Source organism: Streptomyces sennicomposti (assembly GCF_019890635.1).
In the GTDB taxonomy this organism is placed as follows: domain Bacteria; phylum Actinomycetota; class Actinomycetes; order Streptomycetales; family Streptomycetaceae; genus Streptomyces; species Streptomyces sennicomposti.
In genome coordinates this window covers 17,600-34,661 of record NZ_JAIOAB010000010.1, presented here as the reverse complement: position 1 = coordinate 34,661, position 17,062 = coordinate 17,600, and the positions used below count along the sequence as shown (strand labels likewise).

Below are 17,062 nucleotides of genomic sequence, written 5' to 3'. Positions count from 1 at the left end.
CCGGCGGGCTCCCGTTCGTGTCCGCGCCCCCGGGTCAGAACCGGGGGGTCGCCGCCTGGCTCTCCACCAGGCGCGCGGCCTCCTCGGGCGTCGCCACCGACGGCGGGGAGCCGGCCAGCGGGCGGCGCGCCGTCTCCTTCATGCAGGCCACCGCGATCGCCCCGACCAGGGCCGCCGCCATCGCGTAGTAGGCGGGCATCAGCTCGCTGCCGGTGGCGGAGATCAGGGCGGTGATCACCAGCGGTGTGGTGCCGCCGAAGACGGACGTGGAGACGTTGTAGCCGATGGACAGGGAGCCGTAGCGCACCTGGGTGGGGAAGAGGGCCGGCAGCGCGGCGGACATGGTCCCGAGCAGGCACACCAGGGACAGGCCGAGCATCAGCATCCCGGCGGACACCGCCACCAGGCCGCCTTGCTGGACCAGCAGGAAGGCCGGGACCGACAGCACGAAGAAGCCGAGCATGCCGGCCATGAGGACCGGCTTGCGGCCGACCCGGTCGGAGAGCCGGCCCACCTGGTTGACCAGCAGCATCAGCACCACCATGGTGGCGATCAGGATGAGCAGGCCGTGGGTCTCGGAGTAGCCCATCTCGTCCGACAGATAGGTCGGCATGTACGACAGCAGCATGTAGTCGGTGATGTTGTAGCCGCCGACCAGGCAGATGCACAGGACGAGGGTCGGCCAGTGGTCGCGGAAGATCTTCGCCAGGTCGCCCTTGCCGGTGGTCTCGACGGCGGACGCCGCCTCGGAGGCCCGGTGCAGGGAGGCGTCCTCCAGTTTCCGGAAGGCCGGGGTCTCGTCGAGCTTCAGCCGCAGGTACAGGCCGATCAGGCCGATGGGCCCGGCCACCAGGAACGGCACCCGCCAGCCCCAGGACTCCATTCCGTCGCTGCCGAGCAGCGAGGTCAGGATCGTCACCAGGCCGGCCGCGCCGACGTAGCCGGCCAGCGTGCCCAGTTCCAGGAAGCTGCCGAAGAAGCCGCGCCGCCGGTCGGGGGCGTACTCGGCGATGAAGGTGGAGGCGCCGCCGTACTCGCCGCCCGTGGAGAAGCCCTGGACCAGCCGGAACAGGATCAGCAGCACGGGCGCCCAGAAGCCGATGAGGGCGTAGGGCGGGATCAGGCCGATGGCGAAGGTGCCGACCGCCATCATGATCATGGTCAGGGCGAGGACCTTCTTGCGGCCGATCTTGTCGCCCATCGGGCCGAACACCATGCCGCCGAGCGGGCGCACCAGGAAGGACACGGCGAAGGTCGCGAACGACGACAGCAGCTGGACGGTGTCGTTCCCGGACGGGAAGAACACATGGCCGATGGTGACCGCGAGATAGCTGTAGATGCCGAAGTCGAACCACTCCATGGCGTTGCCGAGCGAGGCGGCCTTGACCGCCCGTTTCACGGCGGCCTCGTCGGTGACCGTGATGTCGGTGCGCCGCAGCGGGGGGTTTCTGCGCCGCTGGACGGCCCGGAACAGCGTGCGATGGCGTTTGAGGGCCGCCGGGTCGGCGTCGATGTCGTGGAGACCGTCTTCGTTGTCCGCCATGGTGGTTCCTCTCTGCCTGCGCGCGGTCGTGCTCAGACCGCTTGCTCACTCGTGGCAGTGGCAAACGGGGCGGCCGGCGAGAGCGAGATCCGTCACGTCCGGTTGCGGGTGTGACGGGCGGAATTGTGGTGACCGGCACTCCCCCGGTCGGCGCGGGTCGGGCCTCCGCCGGCTGTGTCGCGCCCCTTGCCCCGCCCGTCCCGGCCGTGCTGTCATGCCCCTGACCCATCGCTTGACAACGTTGTCCGAGACAGGAGGTCCTGTGCGCGCCGGATCCTTCACAGACACCCGTGCCGGCCGGCTGCGCGGTCTGCGCCTGTGCGTGGCGGGGGTGGTGGCGGCGTCCGCGCTGCTGACCGCGCCCGTCACCGCACAGGCCGCCGAGCAGCGCGGCGGGCCGCTCACCGACCTGGTCGATCCGTTCATCGGCACCCAGAACGAGGGCAACACCTATCCGGGGGCCGCCGTGCCGTTCGGCATGGTGCAGCTGTCGCCCGACACCGGGCACAACACCGGCTACGACTACTCCCAGGACCACATCCGCGGCTTCTCCCTGGTCCATCTCTCGGGCGTCGGCTGCGGGCTCGGCGGCGACCTGCCGGTGCTGCCGACCACCGGGGACGTGACACAGACCGACTACGCGAAGTACGCGGCCGGTTTCTCCCACGACGACGAGAGCGCGAGTCCCGGCTACTACCGGGTCGGCCTGGACTCCGGCATCGAGGCCGAGCTCACCGCGTCCACCCGCACCGGCGTGCAGCGCTACACCTTCCCGGCCACCGACAAGGCCAACGTCCTGCTCGACGCCGGGCAGGCGCTGCACCAGATGGTCTCCACCAAGGTGGAGGTCCTCGACAACCGCACCGTGCGCACGGCGATCACCGGCCGCGGCTTCTGCCAGGACACGCTGCCGTACACGGTCTACACGATCACCCGGTTCGACCGGCCCTTCGCCTCCTACGGCACCTGGGACGGCTCGACGGTGACGCCGGGCTCGGCCACCGGCAGCGGCGGCGCCTACGTCCGGTTCGACACGACGAAGGACCGTACCGTCGAGGCGACCACCGCGCTGTCGTACGTGGACGCGGCCGGCGCGGCGGGCAACCTGCGGGCGGAGGGCGGCCGTTCGTTCGACGCCGTGCGCTCCGCCGCGCAACGCGCGTGGGAGAGGCGGCTGGAGGACGTACGGGTGTCCGGGGGCAGCGACACCTCGCGGCGCACCTTCTACTCGGCGCTGTACCGATCGTTCCTGGCGCCCGACGTGGGCAGCGACGCCGACGGCCGCTACACCGGCTGGGACCGGCGCGTGCACCGCGCCGACGGGTACACGTACTACCAGAACTGGTCGCTGTGGGACACCTACCGCACCCAGTCGCAGCTGCTGTCCCTGCTCGCGCCGCGCGAGGCACGGGACATGGCGGTCTCGGTGATCCGGATCGCCGAGGAGAGCGGCTGGCTGCCCAAGTGGGGCTACGGCACGGTCGAGACGAACATCATGACCGGCGACCCGGTGACGCCGTTCCTCACCAACGCCTACCAGCAGGGCCTGCTCAAGGGGTACGAGGAGCGGGCGTACCGGGTGCTGAAGAAGAACGCCGACGGGGTGCCGCCGGCCGCCTCGCCCGCGGTGGGCCGCGAGGGCAACAAGGAGTACCTGGCGAACGGGTTCGTGCCGTACCTGAAGGGCCGCCCGCACGCCAAGCCCGGTGACTCGGACTACGACCACGGCGCCTCGGCCACGCTGGAGTACGCCCTGTCGGACGCGATGCTCGCGCAGATGGCCCGCGATCTCGGCCACCGGCAGGACGCCGAGCGCTACGCCGCCCGGTCGCGGAACTACCGCACGGTCTTCGACTCCTCGACCGGCTTCTTCCGGGCGCGCGACGCCTCCGGCGCCTTCACCGGGCCGGCCGACCCCGCGCAGAGCGAGGGCTTCCACGAGGGGACGTCCTGGCAGTACCAGTGGCTGGTGCCGCAGGACCTGCCGGGGATGGTCGGCCTCATCGGGGGCACGCGGGCGGCGAACGACCGGCTCGACTCCTTCTTCGCCTACGACCAGTTGCTGGCGGACCCGGCGAAGACGGCGCGCGAGGTGTGGGTCAACGGGCCGTACGACTACTACAACGCCGACAAGTACAACCCGCAGAACGAGCCCGACCTCATCGCCCCGTACACGTATCTGTCGACCGGGCAGCCGTGGAAGACCACCGACGTGGTGCACGCCGCGCTGACCCTGTTCACCGACGCCCCGACGGGCATGACCGGCAACGACGACCTCGGCACCATGTCCGCCTGGGTGGTGCTGTCGTCCATCGGGCTGTTCCCGGTGCAGCCGGGATACGACACCTGGGGTCTGTCCACACCGGTCTTCGACCGGGTCGACCTGTCCCTGGACCGCCGCTACCACCCGCACGGCCGGCTGACGATCACGGCGCCCGGGACGTCGGACGCCGACCGGTACGTGCAGGGGCTGCGGGCCGACGGCTCGCGCTACGACCGGACCTACCTCACCACCGGTGCGCTGCGCTCGCTGCGGACCCTCGACTACACCGTCGGCCCGCGGCCGTCGGAGTGGGCGACGGGGCCGCAGGCCGCCCCGCCCGCGCTGCGCTGACCGCCCTCTCCCCCGGCCCGTGACCGCAACCGGTCGCGGGCCGGGGCCCGTTCAGTCGCCGCGGCGGCAGCGCAGGAAGAGGTGTTCCTCGGGCGGTACGTCCGCTCCGGCCGGGGCGTAGCCGTGGGAGGTCTCCTCGACGACGTCGAAACCGGCCTCCTCGACCACCTGGCGCAGGGCGGCGCGCGGGTAGCCGGAGACGCGGATGCGCCGGCCGAGGAAGGGGATCGGGACGTCGTCCGCGTCGGCCTCCACCATCGACAGCGCGAACAGCCCCCCGGGCGCGAGCAGTCGGCGGACCGTCCGGAGCGCGGTGGGGATCTCGGCGCGGGGCAGCATCAGCAGGGAGAAGAAGGCCGCGACCGCGTCGAAGCGGCCGAGGTCGTACGGCCCGCCGAGGTCGTACGGCCCGCCGGGGCCGAGGTCGGCGATGTCGGCCTGGTGGAACCGCGCGCCGGGCGCCTGGGCGCGGGCCCGTGCGACCATCCCGGCCGACAGGTCCACGCCGACCACCTCGAACCCGGCCTCCGTCAGCCGGCGGGCGGTCGGCACTCCCGTGCCGCAGCCGAGGTCCAGCACCCGGGACCCGGCGGGCAGGGACGCCACGAGCCACTCGGTGGCCGAGATCTGCCCCTCCTTGTGCGGGAAGGCCTCGTCGTAGCGGTCGCCGATGGCGTCGAACGCCTCGGCCTGGCCCGTGCGGTCGCGCGGCGGGCTCGCGCCGTCGCGTCCGCCGAAGACGTTGCTGCTCATCGGGTCGTCTCCCCCTCGCCTCGTCGCCGCTGCGCGACCGACCCTACCGGGCGGGCGGGGGTCCGGGCAGGCCGTGGAACGCGACGGCATTTACGGAGGAAACGGTCAACCGTGGACCACTTGTGGGCGGCAGCGCGCCTTCCGTGCAGACTTTGCGGTGACGCGATCTCACCACGGAGGATGATCCACGCATGATTACGCTGACGAAGGAAGACGGCCCGGCGGACCTGGACGGTGTCACCCATCTGTCCATCGGGGTGTCCTGGGACCCGACCGCGGGGTCCAGCGGCGGGGTCATCGGGATGCTCCGCCGCAAGACCGGCACCGATCTGGACCTCATCGCCATCGCCATGCAGGGCTCGGACCCGGTCCGCCTGGCGGGCCTGGACTCGCTGGACCCGATGGGCAACGGCTCCCTGGTGCACAGCGGCGACAACCAGACCGGCCGCGGGGACGGCGACGACGAGACCGTGACCGTCGAGTTCGCCCGGATACCGCCGAACATCACCTCGATCGTCTTCGTCGCGGCCGCGTTCAAGAAGGGCAGTTCCTTCCAGAAGGCGCGCAACATCAGCTTCAAGGTGTACGACGCGACCGGCGGCAGCTCCCAGCAGGTCGCCGACATCTGGCCGAGCCTGCTCACCCAGGACAACGGCTGCGCGGTGGCCAAGGCCGTGCGGGTCGGCGGCGCCTGGAAGCTGGAAGTGATCAACGTGACCGGGAAGATCAAGCAGGGCGACGAGCACGCCCTGATGCGTTTCGCCGTCAGCAAGTGACCGACGGCGCCCGCCCGCGGGGGCGGGCGTGGCGCCGGTCCTTCCCGGCCGCGTGCGGTGGGGGCGCCGCCGCACGGGGTGGGGCGGCGCCCGGCCGGTGGGGGGATCGGCCGGGAAGGACCGGGGAACAGGGGTGCGGACCGGGGCGGGCCCCGGTCCGCTCCTGGGCGCCGGCGCGGGGGCCGGCGCGGGAGGTCAGCGCGCCTGGGCGAGCTTGGCCACGGCCTGGGCCAGGCCGTTGGCCCACAGCTGGTTGACGCGGGAGCGCTCGGTGGCGTTCGGGTAGCGGTTGGTGCAGGACGGGCCGGGGCCGCCGCCCGACATCAGCTCGCTGCACGGGCCGCTGTAGTGGTCCGGCAGACCCAGCACGTGGCCGGTCTCGTGCGCGGCGACGCGGATGGAGTCGTACTGCTGGTTCTGCGCGTAGTCCAGGAAGATGTAGCCGCTGCCGTGGCCGTTGGTGGAGGCGTAGGAGCCCCGCGAGTCGTTGCCCTCGTAGTAGGCGAAGTCCGCGCTGCCCGAGGTGGCCTGGAGCTTGACGTTGGAGACCGAGCTGTTCCAGATGGAGGCGGCGCTCGATATCTGCGAGCGGAAGCTCGGCGCCTGGGAGGCGTTGTAGTAGACGGTCACCGACTTCAGGTTCGGCTGGGCGGCCTGGCGCTTGGCGACCGACTGCACCACGGCGTCGAAGAACGCCTTGTCGGCGGCGCTGTCCTGGGCCGAGCCGGCGTAGGGGGAGTAGCCGGCGACGGCGGTGGTGGAGGGAGCGGCGGCCGGCTGCGCGGTGGCGGGGACCGCGGTGCCGAGCGCGGCGGAGGCCAGACCGAGGCCGAGCGCGAGGGCGACCAGTCTGCGGCCGGACTTCGGGGAGTCGCTCCGGGTGCGGTGTGACATGTGGGGGCTCCTACTCGTTCCTGTGGGGTGTGAACGATCGGTTGCGTAGGAGTCTCGGGCAGACCAACGCCCCCGCGGATGATGGCAACTGGGGATAGCGCGGAGCTATCGGGGGCCGACTCGTGCACTTCCGTTGGGATTTGAACATCTGGCGGGCTCTCCCGGCGCCGCCCTACGCTGCGCCCATGGAGCTCGAGGTCAGACATCTGCGCGTCCTCTGCGCCATCGCGGACTCCGGCAGCCTGCACCGAGCCGCACGTGAACTCGGCATGGCGCAGCCCTCGTTGAGCACCCAGTTGCGGCGTATCGAGCAGACGCTGGGCGGGCAGCTCTTCGTGCGGGCGCGCACCGGGTGCCGGGCCACCCCGCTGGGGCACGAAGTGCTCAGCCGCGCCCGGCCGTTGGTCGCCGAACTGGCGGCGCTCGTCACCGAGACGAGGGCGGCGGCGGCGCGGGCCGCCGGCGGGCGCCGGCTGCGCATCGGCGCGACCGCGAGCCGGGCCATCCCGGGCTGGCTGCGCCGGCTGCGGGGCCGGGCGCCGCGGACCGAACCGACGCTGCAGATGGACGTGTCGGCGAACTCCCTGCTGGGCATGGTGGCTTCGGGCCGGCTCGACCTGGCCTTCGTGCACGAGGTCGAGGGCAGTCCGCTGCGGGTGCCGCCGCAGTTGTGCCTGCGGGTGCTGGTGGAGCGCGAGCCGCAGTTCGTGACGCTGGCCGTGGACCATCCGGCGGCGGCGCGGCGCGAGGTGGCGCTGCCCGATCTCGCCGGGGACCGGTGGATGGTCGACTCCACCGTGGACGGCGAATGGAACGCGCTGTGCCGGGTGTTGCGGGCGGCGGGGCAGGAGCCCGACATCCTGCACGGCGACTACCTCACGGCGTACTCGCTGGCCGCGACCGGGGAGGTGGTCACGGTGAGCCAGCCCACCGCGCATCCGCGCTCCGACCTCGCCCTGCGGCCGCTGCGGGGCGACCCGATCGGGGTGCGGCTCCTGCTCGCGGCCCGTACGGAGGCCGAGATCGACGGCGTCTTCGCCGAGCTGGCGGACGCCTATCGGGAGGTGGCGCGGGAGTCGCCGGTGTACCGGGAGTGGCTGGAGCGGGCCGCCGCGGGCGGCGCGGTCTGGGCCGCGGAGCTGTGCGGGGCCGCCGGGGCCGCGAACGCGGGCGGGGCGGCCCGAGGGACGTCCGGGGCGGCCCGCGTCTCCGCCTCGGGCGGGGCCGGCAAGTCCGCCTCGGGTGCGTCCCGGGCGGCGGACGTCTCCCGGGCGCCGGGCGCGGGCGGGGACCTCGCCGGCCGTGGCGGGACCGTCCGGGCCGCGACCGCCGGCCTGCTCGCGCCCGGCGGCCGGATGCGGTGACGACGCTCACCGTATTCCGGCGCCGTGAGCGGCGTTCGCGGCGACGGCCCGGAGGCTCTCGGTGTCCGCCTCGGCCCGGCGTCCTCGCCTGCCGTGCCCGCCCCACCGGCCGGCCGGCTGGGGCCGGGTGCGCCGGGGCAGCCCGGCGTTCCCCCCGGACTGCCCCCTTCGCCCTTCCTCCCCGGCGACCGGCCCGGCAGCATGGGGACTTGACCTGTGCGTGCCCACACGAGAGGAAGCGGACATGCGTGCCGACAGGCAGCGACGCCTCGCGGAGTCAGAGCAGCAGCGGGCGCTTCTTCGACGGGCCGACCGGGCCCCGGCCGTCCTCGGCCCCGGGCAGGCCGCCGCGGGGCGCGCCGGGCGGCTGTCCGCTGCGGCCGCGCAGTCCCTCCAGCGGACGATCGGCAACGCCGCGGTGGCCCGGATGGTCGCGGAGGAACGCCATCAGCACGGCGCGGACTGCGGCCACGGCGCCGCCGTGCAGCGCAGCGCCGACGAGGAGGGGCCGCAGTTCGACGCCATGGACCGGGTGGACGCGGTGACCCGGGGCTCGGGCAGCCCGATGCGCACGGACGTCCAGCGCCGGATGGAGAGCGAGTTCGGCGGCGAGGACTTCAGCGACGTCCGCGTCCACGTCGACCGGGACTCGGCGGACGCGCTCGGGGCCAAGGCGTACACCACGCAGACCAACCGCATCGTCTTCCGCAGCGCGGCCGACATGGACGACCACACCCTGCGCCACGAGTTGCAGCATGTGCGCCAGCAGCGCGTCGGAGGCGTGCCCTCGGGCGTCAGTCATCCCGCCGACGCCCTGGAGCGCGACGCGGAGAGCACGGCGGCCAGGCTGGGGCGGGGAACGACGGACGTGCAGCGGGCCACGCCCCCGGAGGCCGGCCGCACACCCGCGCCGACGCCGGCCCGGGGCGGCGCCGTCCAGCGGGTGCTGTCCAAGACCTCGCGCGACTTCTTCAGGCAGTGGGCCGGTGACGGCCCGGCACTGACCACGGACCAGCGCAACTGGGTGTGGGACCAGCTCATCCAGCTCAACGGCGGCCACGAGGTGCGGGTGAAGAGGCTGACGCCCGCGGTGGCCTTGAAACAGCTGGCCGACAACGGGGTGACCCGGGCGGCGATGGACGCGCAGCTGGGTACCGGCGCCTCCTCCGCGCAGCAGGCCGCCGCCCCGGAGACCATGGAGCAGTACGAGGAGCGGGCCAGGACCATGGTCGCGGGCGCCGATCAGCTCTGGCGGGAGCGGCAGGCGCGGATGCCGCGGCTGGAGACGGCGACCTTCGACATCCAGGGGCTCGGCCGGGGAACGGTCGCGATGCTCAAGAGCCCCTCCGGCCCCGAGCACTCCCACATGCTGTCGTGGTTCTCCCACGGTTACGAGGACAAGCACCGCATCGCCATCGACACCGAGCGGCAGTACGCCTTCGCCGTCGAGGAGGAGCAGAGCCTGAACCGTATCGGGGCCGGGGCGGACGTCTTCGCGTCGCTGCCCGGCGCGTTCGCGAACGCCGGGGTGGAGCCCACCGGCAGCGCGCCGGGCCAGTACGTGCAGCCGCACCACGCGAGCGAACTCACCCTGGAGATCGACCGGGTGACCGGGCTGGTGGAGCACTGCGACGTGGCGGTGCTGCTGGACTTCCAGTGGTCGGACACGGTCGCCGAGGAGTTCGCCGAGGCGCGCAAGGCCGACACCCCGCCGCTGCCCGTCATCATCGAGAACGCGCCGGCGTTCCGGAAGTACGGGGCGCTGCTCATCTACGCCTGCCGCACGCCGTGGTCCGTGAACGCCGCGGCCCAGGGCAGCAAGCCGCTGAAGGAGGCCCTGCAGAAGGAACTCATGGCGCAGGGGGTCGCCGCCGACGAGGCGAGGCGGCGGGCGGAGGAGAAGTACGTGGGCGCTCCCCAGAGGGGCCGCATCCACCAGTGAGCCGTCACCGGTCCACCGTCGGGCGCCCGCTGTCCGCGGGCGGCGGTCATCCGGCGGACAGCGCCTCCCGCATCGCCCGCGCGGTGGCCGTGGGGTCGTAGCCCTCGGGGACGCCGGGGACCAGGATGATGTCGCCCTCGATGTGGCGGGAGCGCAGCGGGGCGATCTCCCGGTAGGCGGGCGAGTCCCACCAGGTGCGCGCCTCGGTCATGCCGGGGAAGGCGATGACGACGACGTGGCCGGGCCAGGCGCCCTCCGTCACCTCGTGCCGTGCGCCGTGCACGAGGAAGCGTCCGCCGTACGGCTCGAAGGTGCCGGAGATCCGCTCGATGTACTCGGCGATCTCCGGGTGCGGGGCGGCCTCGCGCAGGTGGGCGATGGCGTACGCGGTCATGGCGTCCTCCGGTCGGTCGGCTCGGTGGCGGCCGCGGAGTGCCGCGGCCGGGTTCGTACGGCCGGTCCGGGCCGTCGCTCCGTACGGGGACGAGCCTGGCACGCGCCGGGGAACGGGTCGATGACCTCTCGGGTAAGGGCGCGGGATCTCCCGGGCGAGCGTGCGGAAGCCTCGCGGGCGAGCGGGCGAGCGCGGGTTCAGGGTGCGGCGTGGGCGGGGGCGGCGGCGCGGCCGCCGGGGTGGCGGTGGCGCCAGAACCAGAAGACCGCGCAGGAGACGACGGCCCAGGCCGCCAGCACCAGGAAGGGGAAGGCGTGCTGGTGGCCGGCGAAGTACACGGCGGTGTGCTGCGCGTTCACCGAGGCCCCCGGCGGCAGCCACTGGCCGATGACGCCGAGCGGGGAGGGCAGCAGCGGCCAGGACACCGCGCCGCCCGAGGAGGGGTTGCCGAGCAGCACCATCAGTCCCCAGGTCGGCAGCATGGCCCACCGGCCGAAGAGGGTGTTGAACATGGTGAAGACCATGCCGGAGGCGAACATCGTCAGTGCGAGGATCATCCACGACTCGACGAACGGCAGGTTCACCGCGCCCAGCATCCAGTCCACCACCGCGGCGATCACGAACCCGCCGAGCAGGGCGTAGGCCACCGTGAAGAGGATGCGCTCGAAGGGGTTGAGCGCGCGGGCGTGCACGCTGAGCTGGATGGCGCCGACGAAGCCGATGATCACGGCGGCGAGCGAGATGTAGAAGATCGCCAGGCCGCGCGGGTCGCCCTTCTGGAGCGGTTTGAGGTCGCGGATCGTGACGGGTGTGCCGGTGGCCTTGCCGACCTGTTGCGCCGCCTCCTCCAGCACCTGGGCGACCGTGGCCCCCGAGGCCCCGGAGACGTCGAGGACGACGGTGTCGCCGGCCGTGGGGATCTCCAGCACGGCGAACACCCGCTGGTCGTCCACGTCGGTCTCGGCGGCGGCCCGGTCGTCGTAGGCGTGCAGTTGCAGGGAGGCGGCCAGTGCCTTCTCCATCCCGGCGATGAAGCGCCGCCCCTGCGGCTGGTCGTAGGCGCCGACGACGGCGGTGGGGATGGTGTGCGGGGTGGGGTTGGCCATGGCGTAGGTGTAGGAGCCGGCGAAGAGGCCGGCCGCGGCGGCCAGGATGAGCGTCAGGACGGTCGCGGGCAGGAACGGCGAGGCGCGGAAGGCGGCCCACCGCTGGGCCGGGGTGGGCGGGCGGCCGTGTTCGCCGTGCGGCAACTCTGACATAGCGCCCACGCTAGATCATTCCGCCTGCACTCCACCTGCCGGGGACACTCCCGCCGCGCCCGAAGAGGGACGCTCCCGCCGCGCTCCCGCCCCGCCGCGAGCCGTCGATCGCGCCCGGCCGCCGACGGCTCCCCGGCCCGGACGCCGACAGCTCTCCGGCCAGGACGCCGACGGCTTCCCGCCCTGGTCGACGCCTCCCCCGCCCGAAGGATTCCCGGCCCGCCGGGCCCGGCGGCGCACTTTTTCCCGTACCGCACCAGACCTCGCGGAAGAAAAATGTCCGATTTGGCACCACTGCGGCAGATGCCGGACCATGGGGTCCGTCCGGCGATCCTGGACACCAGTTCGATGAGAGGCGCACCACCCCATGCACGTCACCGGGACCGCCGCGCAGCAGGCTCCGGCCCCGCAGGACCCCTCTGCGGCCCCCGCCCCCGGCCCCCGTGGCCAGGACTCCCCCGGCATCCCTGGCCAGGACGCTTCCGGCGCCGGCCGGCACGCCCGCCGGTTCGGACTGCCCGTCGCCACCGCCCTGGTCATGGGCAACATCATCGGCGGCGGCATCTTCCTGCTGCCCGCCTCCGTCGCCCCGTACGGCACGGTCAGCCTGGTCGCCTTCGGCGTCCTGACCGCCGGCGCCATCGCGCTGGCCCTGGTCTTCGGCCGGCTCGCGCAGCGCGATCCGCGCACCGGCGGCCCCTACGTCTACGCCCGCGAGGCCTTCGGCGACTTCGCCGGCTTCCTCGCCGCGTGGGCGTACTGGATCACCACCTGGGTGTCGAACGCCGCGCTCGCCGTCGCCGCCGTCGGCTACCTCGACGTGCTGATCCCGGTCGGCGGCCACCGCTGGTCGGCGTGTCTGGCGGCCCTGGCGATCCAGTGGCTGCCCGCGCTCGCCAACTTCGCCGGCACCCGTTACGTGGGCGCGGTGCAGCTGGTCTCGACGGTGCTGAAGTTCGTGCCGCTGCTGCTCGTCGCGGTGGGCGGGCTGTTCTTCTTCGACCCGGACAACCTCGGGCCGTTCAACGCGAGCGGGCAGGGCCCGATCGGCGCCGTCTCCGCCTCCGCCGCGCTGCTGCTGTTCTCCTACCTCGGGGTGGAGTCGGCCGCGGTGAGCGCGGGCGAGGTCAAGAACCCGCGGCGCAACGTGGGGCGCGCCACCGTGATCGGCACCGCGGGCGCGGCCCTGGTCTATCTGCTGGGCACGCTGTCCGTCTTCGGCACGGTGGCCCACGACCGGCTGGTGACCTCCGCGGCGCCCTTCTCGGACGCGGTGAACGCGATGTTCGGCGGCAGCTGGGGCGGCTGGGCCGTCGCGGCGGCCGCGCTGGTGTCGATGACCGGCTGCCTCAACGGCTGGACGCTGCTGAGCGCGCAGACCCCGTACGCCGCGGCCCGCGACGGGCTGTTCCCGGCCGTGTTCGCGCGCCGGCGGCGGGGCGTGCCGACGGTCGGCGTGGGCGTGACCGTGGTGCTGGCCTCGCTGCTCACCGTCTACAACTACACGTCGGGCTCGGCCCGGGTCTTCCAGGTCCTGGTGCTGGTGACGACGTTCACGGCGACCGTGCCGTATCTGCTGGCCTCGGCCGCGCAGCTCATGCACCTGGTCTCCGGGCGGCGCGAGCTGGTGAACCCGGCGCGGCTGGCGCGGGACCTGGTGGTGGCCGCGGTCGCGGCGGCGTTCTCGCTGTGGCTGGTGGCGGGCGCCGGGTACGCGGCGGTGTACCAGGGCGTGCTGTTCCTGTTCGTCGGCGTCGTGGTCTACGCCGTGCTGGCGGGCCGCAAGCGGCGCACCGCGGGCTGACCGACCGGCCGACCGGCTGACCGGCCGACCCGGCCACGGGGCTCGGCCGGCGGGCGGGAGCCGGAGCGGACCGGAAGATCGTCCACTGGTTATCTTGGGCACCTGGCGGCGCGTCCGCACGGCGGCGCCGCCGGCCCCGAGCACCGGAAGGTGGCACGATGCCCCGCACCGCATCCCCGCACGGCGACCTCGCCGACCTCTACCGCGATCTGCACGCCCATCCCGAGCTGGCCTTCGCCGAGCACCGCACCGCGCGGATCGTGGCCGAGCGGCTGCGCGCCGCCGGGTACGAGACCGCCGAGGGGGTCGGCGGCACGGGCGTGGTGGGGGTGCTGCGCAACGGCGACGGGCCCGTGGTCGCGCTGCGCGCCGACATGGACGCCCTGCCGGTGGAGGAGCAGACCGCCCTGCCCTACGCCAGCACCGCGCGGACCACGGACGGCGAGGGCCGCCCGGTGCCCCTCATGCACGCCTGCGGCCACGACATGCACGTCACGTGCCTGCTCGGCGCGGCGGCCGCGCTCGCGGCGGACCGGGCCTCCTGGCGGGGCACTGTGCTGCTGGTGTTCCAGCCCGCCGAGGAGATGGGCCAGGGCGCCCGGGCGATGATCGACGACGGGCTGTTCGAGCGGTTCGGGCGGCCCGAGGCGGTGCTCGGCCAGCATGTGGCGCCGCTGCCGGCCGGCTATCTCGGGCTGCACCCCGGTCCGGCGTTCGCCGCCTCCGACTCGCTGCGCGTCGTGCTGCACGGCCGCGGCGGCCACGGCTCGCGGCCGGAGGCCTGCGTCGACCCGGTGGTCATGGCCGCGGCGACGGTGATGCGGCTGCAGGGCGTCGTCTCCCGGGAGGTGGCCGGGACCTCCACCGCCGTCGTCACCGTGGGGGCGCTGCACGCCGGGACCAAGCCCAACATCATCCCGGACCGGGCGGAGCTGCTGCTGAGCATCCGCACCTTCGAGCCCGGGGTGCGCGAGGGCGTGCTGGCGGCCGTGGAGCGGATCGTCCGGGCCGAGGCGGTCTCCTCGGGCGCGCCGCGCGAGCCGGAGATCGTGCGCACCGAGTCGTTCCCGGCGGTCGTCAACGACCCCGCGGCCTGCGAGCGCACGAGCGCGGCGCTGACCGGGGCGCTCGGCGCCGGGCGTCTGGTGGACCCGGGTCCCGCCACCGGCAGCGAGGACGTCGGGGTGCTGGCCGAGGCGGCCGGTGCGCCCTGCGTCTACTGGCTGCTGGGCGGCGCGGACCCGGTCGCCTTCGCCTCGGCGCGGACCTTCGAGGAGCTGGCCGACGTGGCGCGCCGGCAGCCCTCCAACCACTCCCCCCACTTCGCCCCGGTGGTCGAGCCGACCCTGACCACCGGGATCACCGCGCTGACCGCGGCCGCCCGGGAGTGGCTGGGGCAGGGCGACGCCCCGGCCGCCGGGTGAGGGCGCGCCCCGAGGGTCAGGCCAGGTAGCCGTCGGGGCGGACCAGGACGACGTCGCCCGGGGCGGCGGCGTAGGCGGCGTACGCGTGCCCGTCGGCGTCCACGACGACGCGGGCGCCGTCGGCGCCGGCCGGGGCCTCTTCGCCGGGGCGCAGCACGATCCAGGTGTGCGGTGTGCCGGACGCGGCCGGGACACGTGGGTCCGGCGTGGCCGCGTCGGGTGTGCCGCCGCCGAAGACCAGGCGGGTGAAGTGCGGCCCGCGGAAGAGGTCGAAGAGGCGGACGGGGGCGCCGGACGCGTCGCGCAGCGGGGCGTCGGGGGCGCGGTCGCCGGTGACGAGGGCGCCGGTGGCGTCGGGGGCGCGGTAGGTGATGTCGAGGCCGAAGCCCTCCTCGCCGCGCCGGTAGGCGTCCTCGTGGCCCTCGGCGTAGCGGTCGAGCAGTGCGGTGCTGATGCCGAGGACGCGGGCGGCGACGGCGCGCCGCTCGGTCTCGTAGCGGTCGAGGCCGGTCTCGGCGGCCAGTCGCCAGCCGAGGTTGTAGGCGTCCTGGACGCCGGTGTTCATGCCCTGGCCGCCGGTGGGCGGGTGGACGTGCGCGGCGTCGCCGGCGAGGAAGACCCGGCCGGCCCGGTAGCGCTCGGCGAGCCGTACGTTGGGCCGCCAGACCGTCGCCCAGCCGTGCCCGGTCAGGCGCACACCGGAGGAGACCCGGTCCAGGGCGGCCTGCATGGTGGCCAGGGAGGCGTCGTCGCCCGCGCCGAGCACGGTGGCGTACTGGAACATGCCGGTGCCGGGCAGCGGGGTCATGACGATGCCGGACATGGGGTCGCCGGCCGCCGCGAACCAGTGGCCGAAGGCGGGGTCGAGGTCCGGGGCGGTCACGTCGCCGACCAGGACCCGGAAGGTCTCGTCGGTGGTGCCCGGGAAGGGCACGCCGATCGCCTTGCGGACGAGGCTCGCGCCGCCGTCCGCGCCGACCAGGTAGTCGAAGCGGGCGCTCTCGCCGGTGGACAGGCGGGCGGTGACCTGCTCGTCGTCCTGCTCCAGCCCGACGAGCGCGACGCCCGGCTCCACCTGTACGCCGAACTCGGCGAGCCGGGCGCGCAGGATGCCCTCCAGCTGGGACTGGCCGAGCACCCAGGCGTTCGGGTACGGCACGTCCGGGCGGGGCTCGCGCGGCTCGAACATCCAGCGCACGCCCGCCGGGCGGCCGTCGAGGTGGACGCGGATCGGGGCGGGCGGCGCGCCCTCCTTCAGGACGGCGTCCAGGACGCCGAGGTCGTCGAAGACCTCCAGGGTGCGCGGCTGGATCCCGTCGCCGCGCGAGCCGTCGAAGAACCTCTCCGCCTTATCCACGATCCGCACCTTCACGCCCCGGCGGGCCAGGTCGATGCCGAGGGTGAGACCGGTGGGTCCGGCGCCGGCGACCAGCACTCGCAACATATTGAATCTCCATTCACTGAATTTAGATTCATCGTGGGGGCTGCTAGCGTGCGCTGTCAAGAAGGGCGAGGAGGATCATGTGAAACGGGCGGCGCAGGCGGCCGACACCAGGGCCGCGTTGCTGGCGGCGGCCAGGCACCTGTTCGCCACGCGCGGGTATCTGAACACCAAGATCACCGACATCACGGCGGAGGCCGGCCGGTCGGCGGGGTCGTTCTACACCCACTTCGCGGGCAAGGAAGAGCTGCTGGAGGCGCTGCTCGCGGAGGTCTCCGAGGCGGGCGACCGCCAGGCGGCCCGCCCCGAGCACAAGGCCGACTTCACCGACCCGCAGGCGATCCGCGACCACGTCGCCGGTTACGCGCGGGTGTACCGGGAGCACGCGGCGACCATGCTCGCGCTCCAGCAGGCGGCGCTGGTCGACGAGAACTTCGCCCGCACCCTGCGGCACTGGCGGCGCACCCAGTTCGAGGATCTGCGCGGCCATCTGAGCCACATCCCGGACCTGCCGGCCTCCCCCGACGTCGCCCTGACCCTGCTGGCCTCGATGTTCGACAGCCTCGGCCAGCTGTGGCCGGACATCCCCGAGGACGAGGCCGTCGAGGTGATCACCCGGTTCGCCTACCGGGCGCTGAACGGCCGGGACATCCCGGCCGGCGACTCCTGACGGCGGGCGGCTCCTGACGGCGGGCGGCTTCTGACGGCGGGCGGCTTCTGACGGCGAACCGCCCTTGACGGCAGGCGGCTCCTGACGAGGGCCACTCCTGATGGCGTGCGGCTCCCGGCGGCGGGCGCGCGAAGGGGCGCCCGCCGCCGTTTCCGGTGGCCGGCGCCCCTGGGCCGGGTCGTGC

12 protein-coding genes and 1 pseudogene are annotated in these 17,062 nt (G+C 73.8%); 7 read left to right on the top strand and 6 right to left on the bottom strand.

The genetic code is table 11. From position 1 onward, the window contains the following. Positions 1–34 precede the first annotated feature (34 nt). Positions 35–1,543, bottom strand: a complete 1,509-nt coding sequence (gene proP, locus K7787_RS08615; protein ID WP_223001007.1) for a glycine betaine/L-proline transporter ProP — start codon at positions 1,541–1,543, stop codon at positions 35–37. A gap of 214 nt (positions 1,544–1,757) precedes the next feature. Between proP and K7787_RS08610 the strand changes: the two genes are divergently transcribed. After that, a complete protein-coding gene (locus K7787_RS08610; protein ID WP_372456625.1) occupies positions 1,758–4,157 on the top strand; it encodes a GH92 family glycosyl hydrolase in 2,400 nt (799 codons plus the stop codon). Positions 4,158–4,208: 51 nt separating this feature from the next. Here K7787_RS08610 and K7787_RS08605 read toward each other — a convergent pair whose 3' ends face one another. Further along, positions 4,209–4,910, bottom strand: a complete 702-nt coding sequence (locus K7787_RS08605; protein WP_223001006.1) for a class I SAM-dependent DNA methyltransferase — start codon at positions 4,908–4,910, stop codon at positions 4,209–4,211. Positions 4,911–5,101: 191 nt separating this feature from the next. Here K7787_RS08605 and K7787_RS08600 point away from each other — a divergent pair, with 191 nt between their 5' ends. Then, positions 5,102–5,686: a TerD family protein gene (locus K7787_RS08600; RefSeq protein ID WP_019983654.1), complete on the top strand. Its 585-nt coding sequence runs from the start codon at positions 5,102–5,104 to the stop codon at positions 5,684–5,686. Between the two features lie 195 nt (positions 5,687–5,881). Here the strand turns inward: K7787_RS08600 and snpA are convergent, their stop codons facing one another. Beyond that, a complete protein-coding gene (gene snpA, locus K7787_RS08595) occupies positions 5,882–6,580 on the bottom strand; it encodes a snapalysin (RefSeq protein ID WP_164387379.1) in 699 nt (232 codons plus the stop codon). Positions 6,581–6,765: 185 nt separating this feature from the next. Between snpA and K7787_RS08590 the strand changes: the two are divergent. Both K7787_RS08590 and K7787_RS08585 read left to right on the top strand, forming a co-directional pair. Next, positions 6,766–7,698 (top strand): annotated as a pseudogene (locus K7787_RS08590) (LysR family transcriptional regulator); the annotation flags it as partial. A gap of 490 nt (positions 7,699–8,188) precedes the next feature. Continuing rightward, positions 8,189–9,886, top strand: coding sequence for an eCIS core domain-containing protein (locus K7787_RS08585; RefSeq protein ID WP_223001004.1), 1,698 nt, complete (start codon positions 8,189–8,191; stop codon positions 9,884–9,886). 46 nt (positions 9,887–9,932) lie between these two features. On the opposite strand, the gene K7787_RS08580 is transcribed toward K7787_RS08585, so the two are convergent. Next, entirely contained in the window at positions 9,933–10,280 is a 348-nt protein-coding gene (locus tag K7787_RS08580) for a DUF1330 domain-containing protein (RefSeq protein ID WP_223001003.1), read from the bottom strand. A 197-nt stretch (positions 10,281–10,477) separates the two neighbouring features. Beyond that, positions 10,478–11,539: an ABC transporter permease gene (locus tag K7787_RS08575; protein WP_197073974.1), complete on the bottom strand. Its 1,062-nt coding sequence runs from the start codon at positions 11,537–11,539 to the stop codon at positions 10,478–10,480. Between the two features lie 367 nt (positions 11,540–11,906). Here K7787_RS08575 and K7787_RS08570 point away from each other — a divergent pair, with 367 nt between their 5' ends. Together K7787_RS08570 and K7787_RS08565 are read left to right on the top strand one after the other, a co-directional pair. Next, positions 11,907–13,343: an amino acid permease gene (locus K7787_RS08570; RefSeq protein ID WP_223001002.1), complete on the top strand. Its 1,437-nt coding sequence runs from the start codon at positions 11,907–11,909 to the stop codon at positions 13,341–13,343. A 158-nt stretch (positions 13,344–13,501) separates the two neighbouring features. Then, positions 13,502–14,767 carry an amidohydrolase gene (locus K7787_RS08565; protein WP_223001001.1) on the top strand — a complete coding sequence of 422 codons (1,266 nt, stop codon included), beginning with the start codon at positions 13,502–13,504 and terminating at the stop codon, positions 14,765–14,767. 16 nt (positions 14,768–14,783) lie between these two features. Here the strand turns inward: K7787_RS08565 and K7787_RS08560 are convergent, their stop codons facing one another. Next, positions 14,784–16,208 (bottom strand): FAD-dependent monooxygenase, encoded by a 1,425-nt coding sequence (locus K7787_RS08560; protein ID WP_223001061.1) that lies wholly within the window; start codon positions 16,206–16,208, stop codon positions 14,784–14,786. 82 nt (positions 16,209–16,290) lie between these two features. Between K7787_RS08560 and K7787_RS08555 the strand changes: the two genes are divergently transcribed. Further along, the gene (locus tag K7787_RS08555) at positions 16,291–16,878 is read left to right on the top strand and encodes a TetR/AcrR family transcriptional regulator (protein ID WP_223001000.1); all 588 of its coding nucleotides are present in this window, start codon (positions 16,291–16,293) and stop codon (positions 16,876–16,878) included. Positions 16,879–17,062 lie beyond the last annotated feature (184 nt).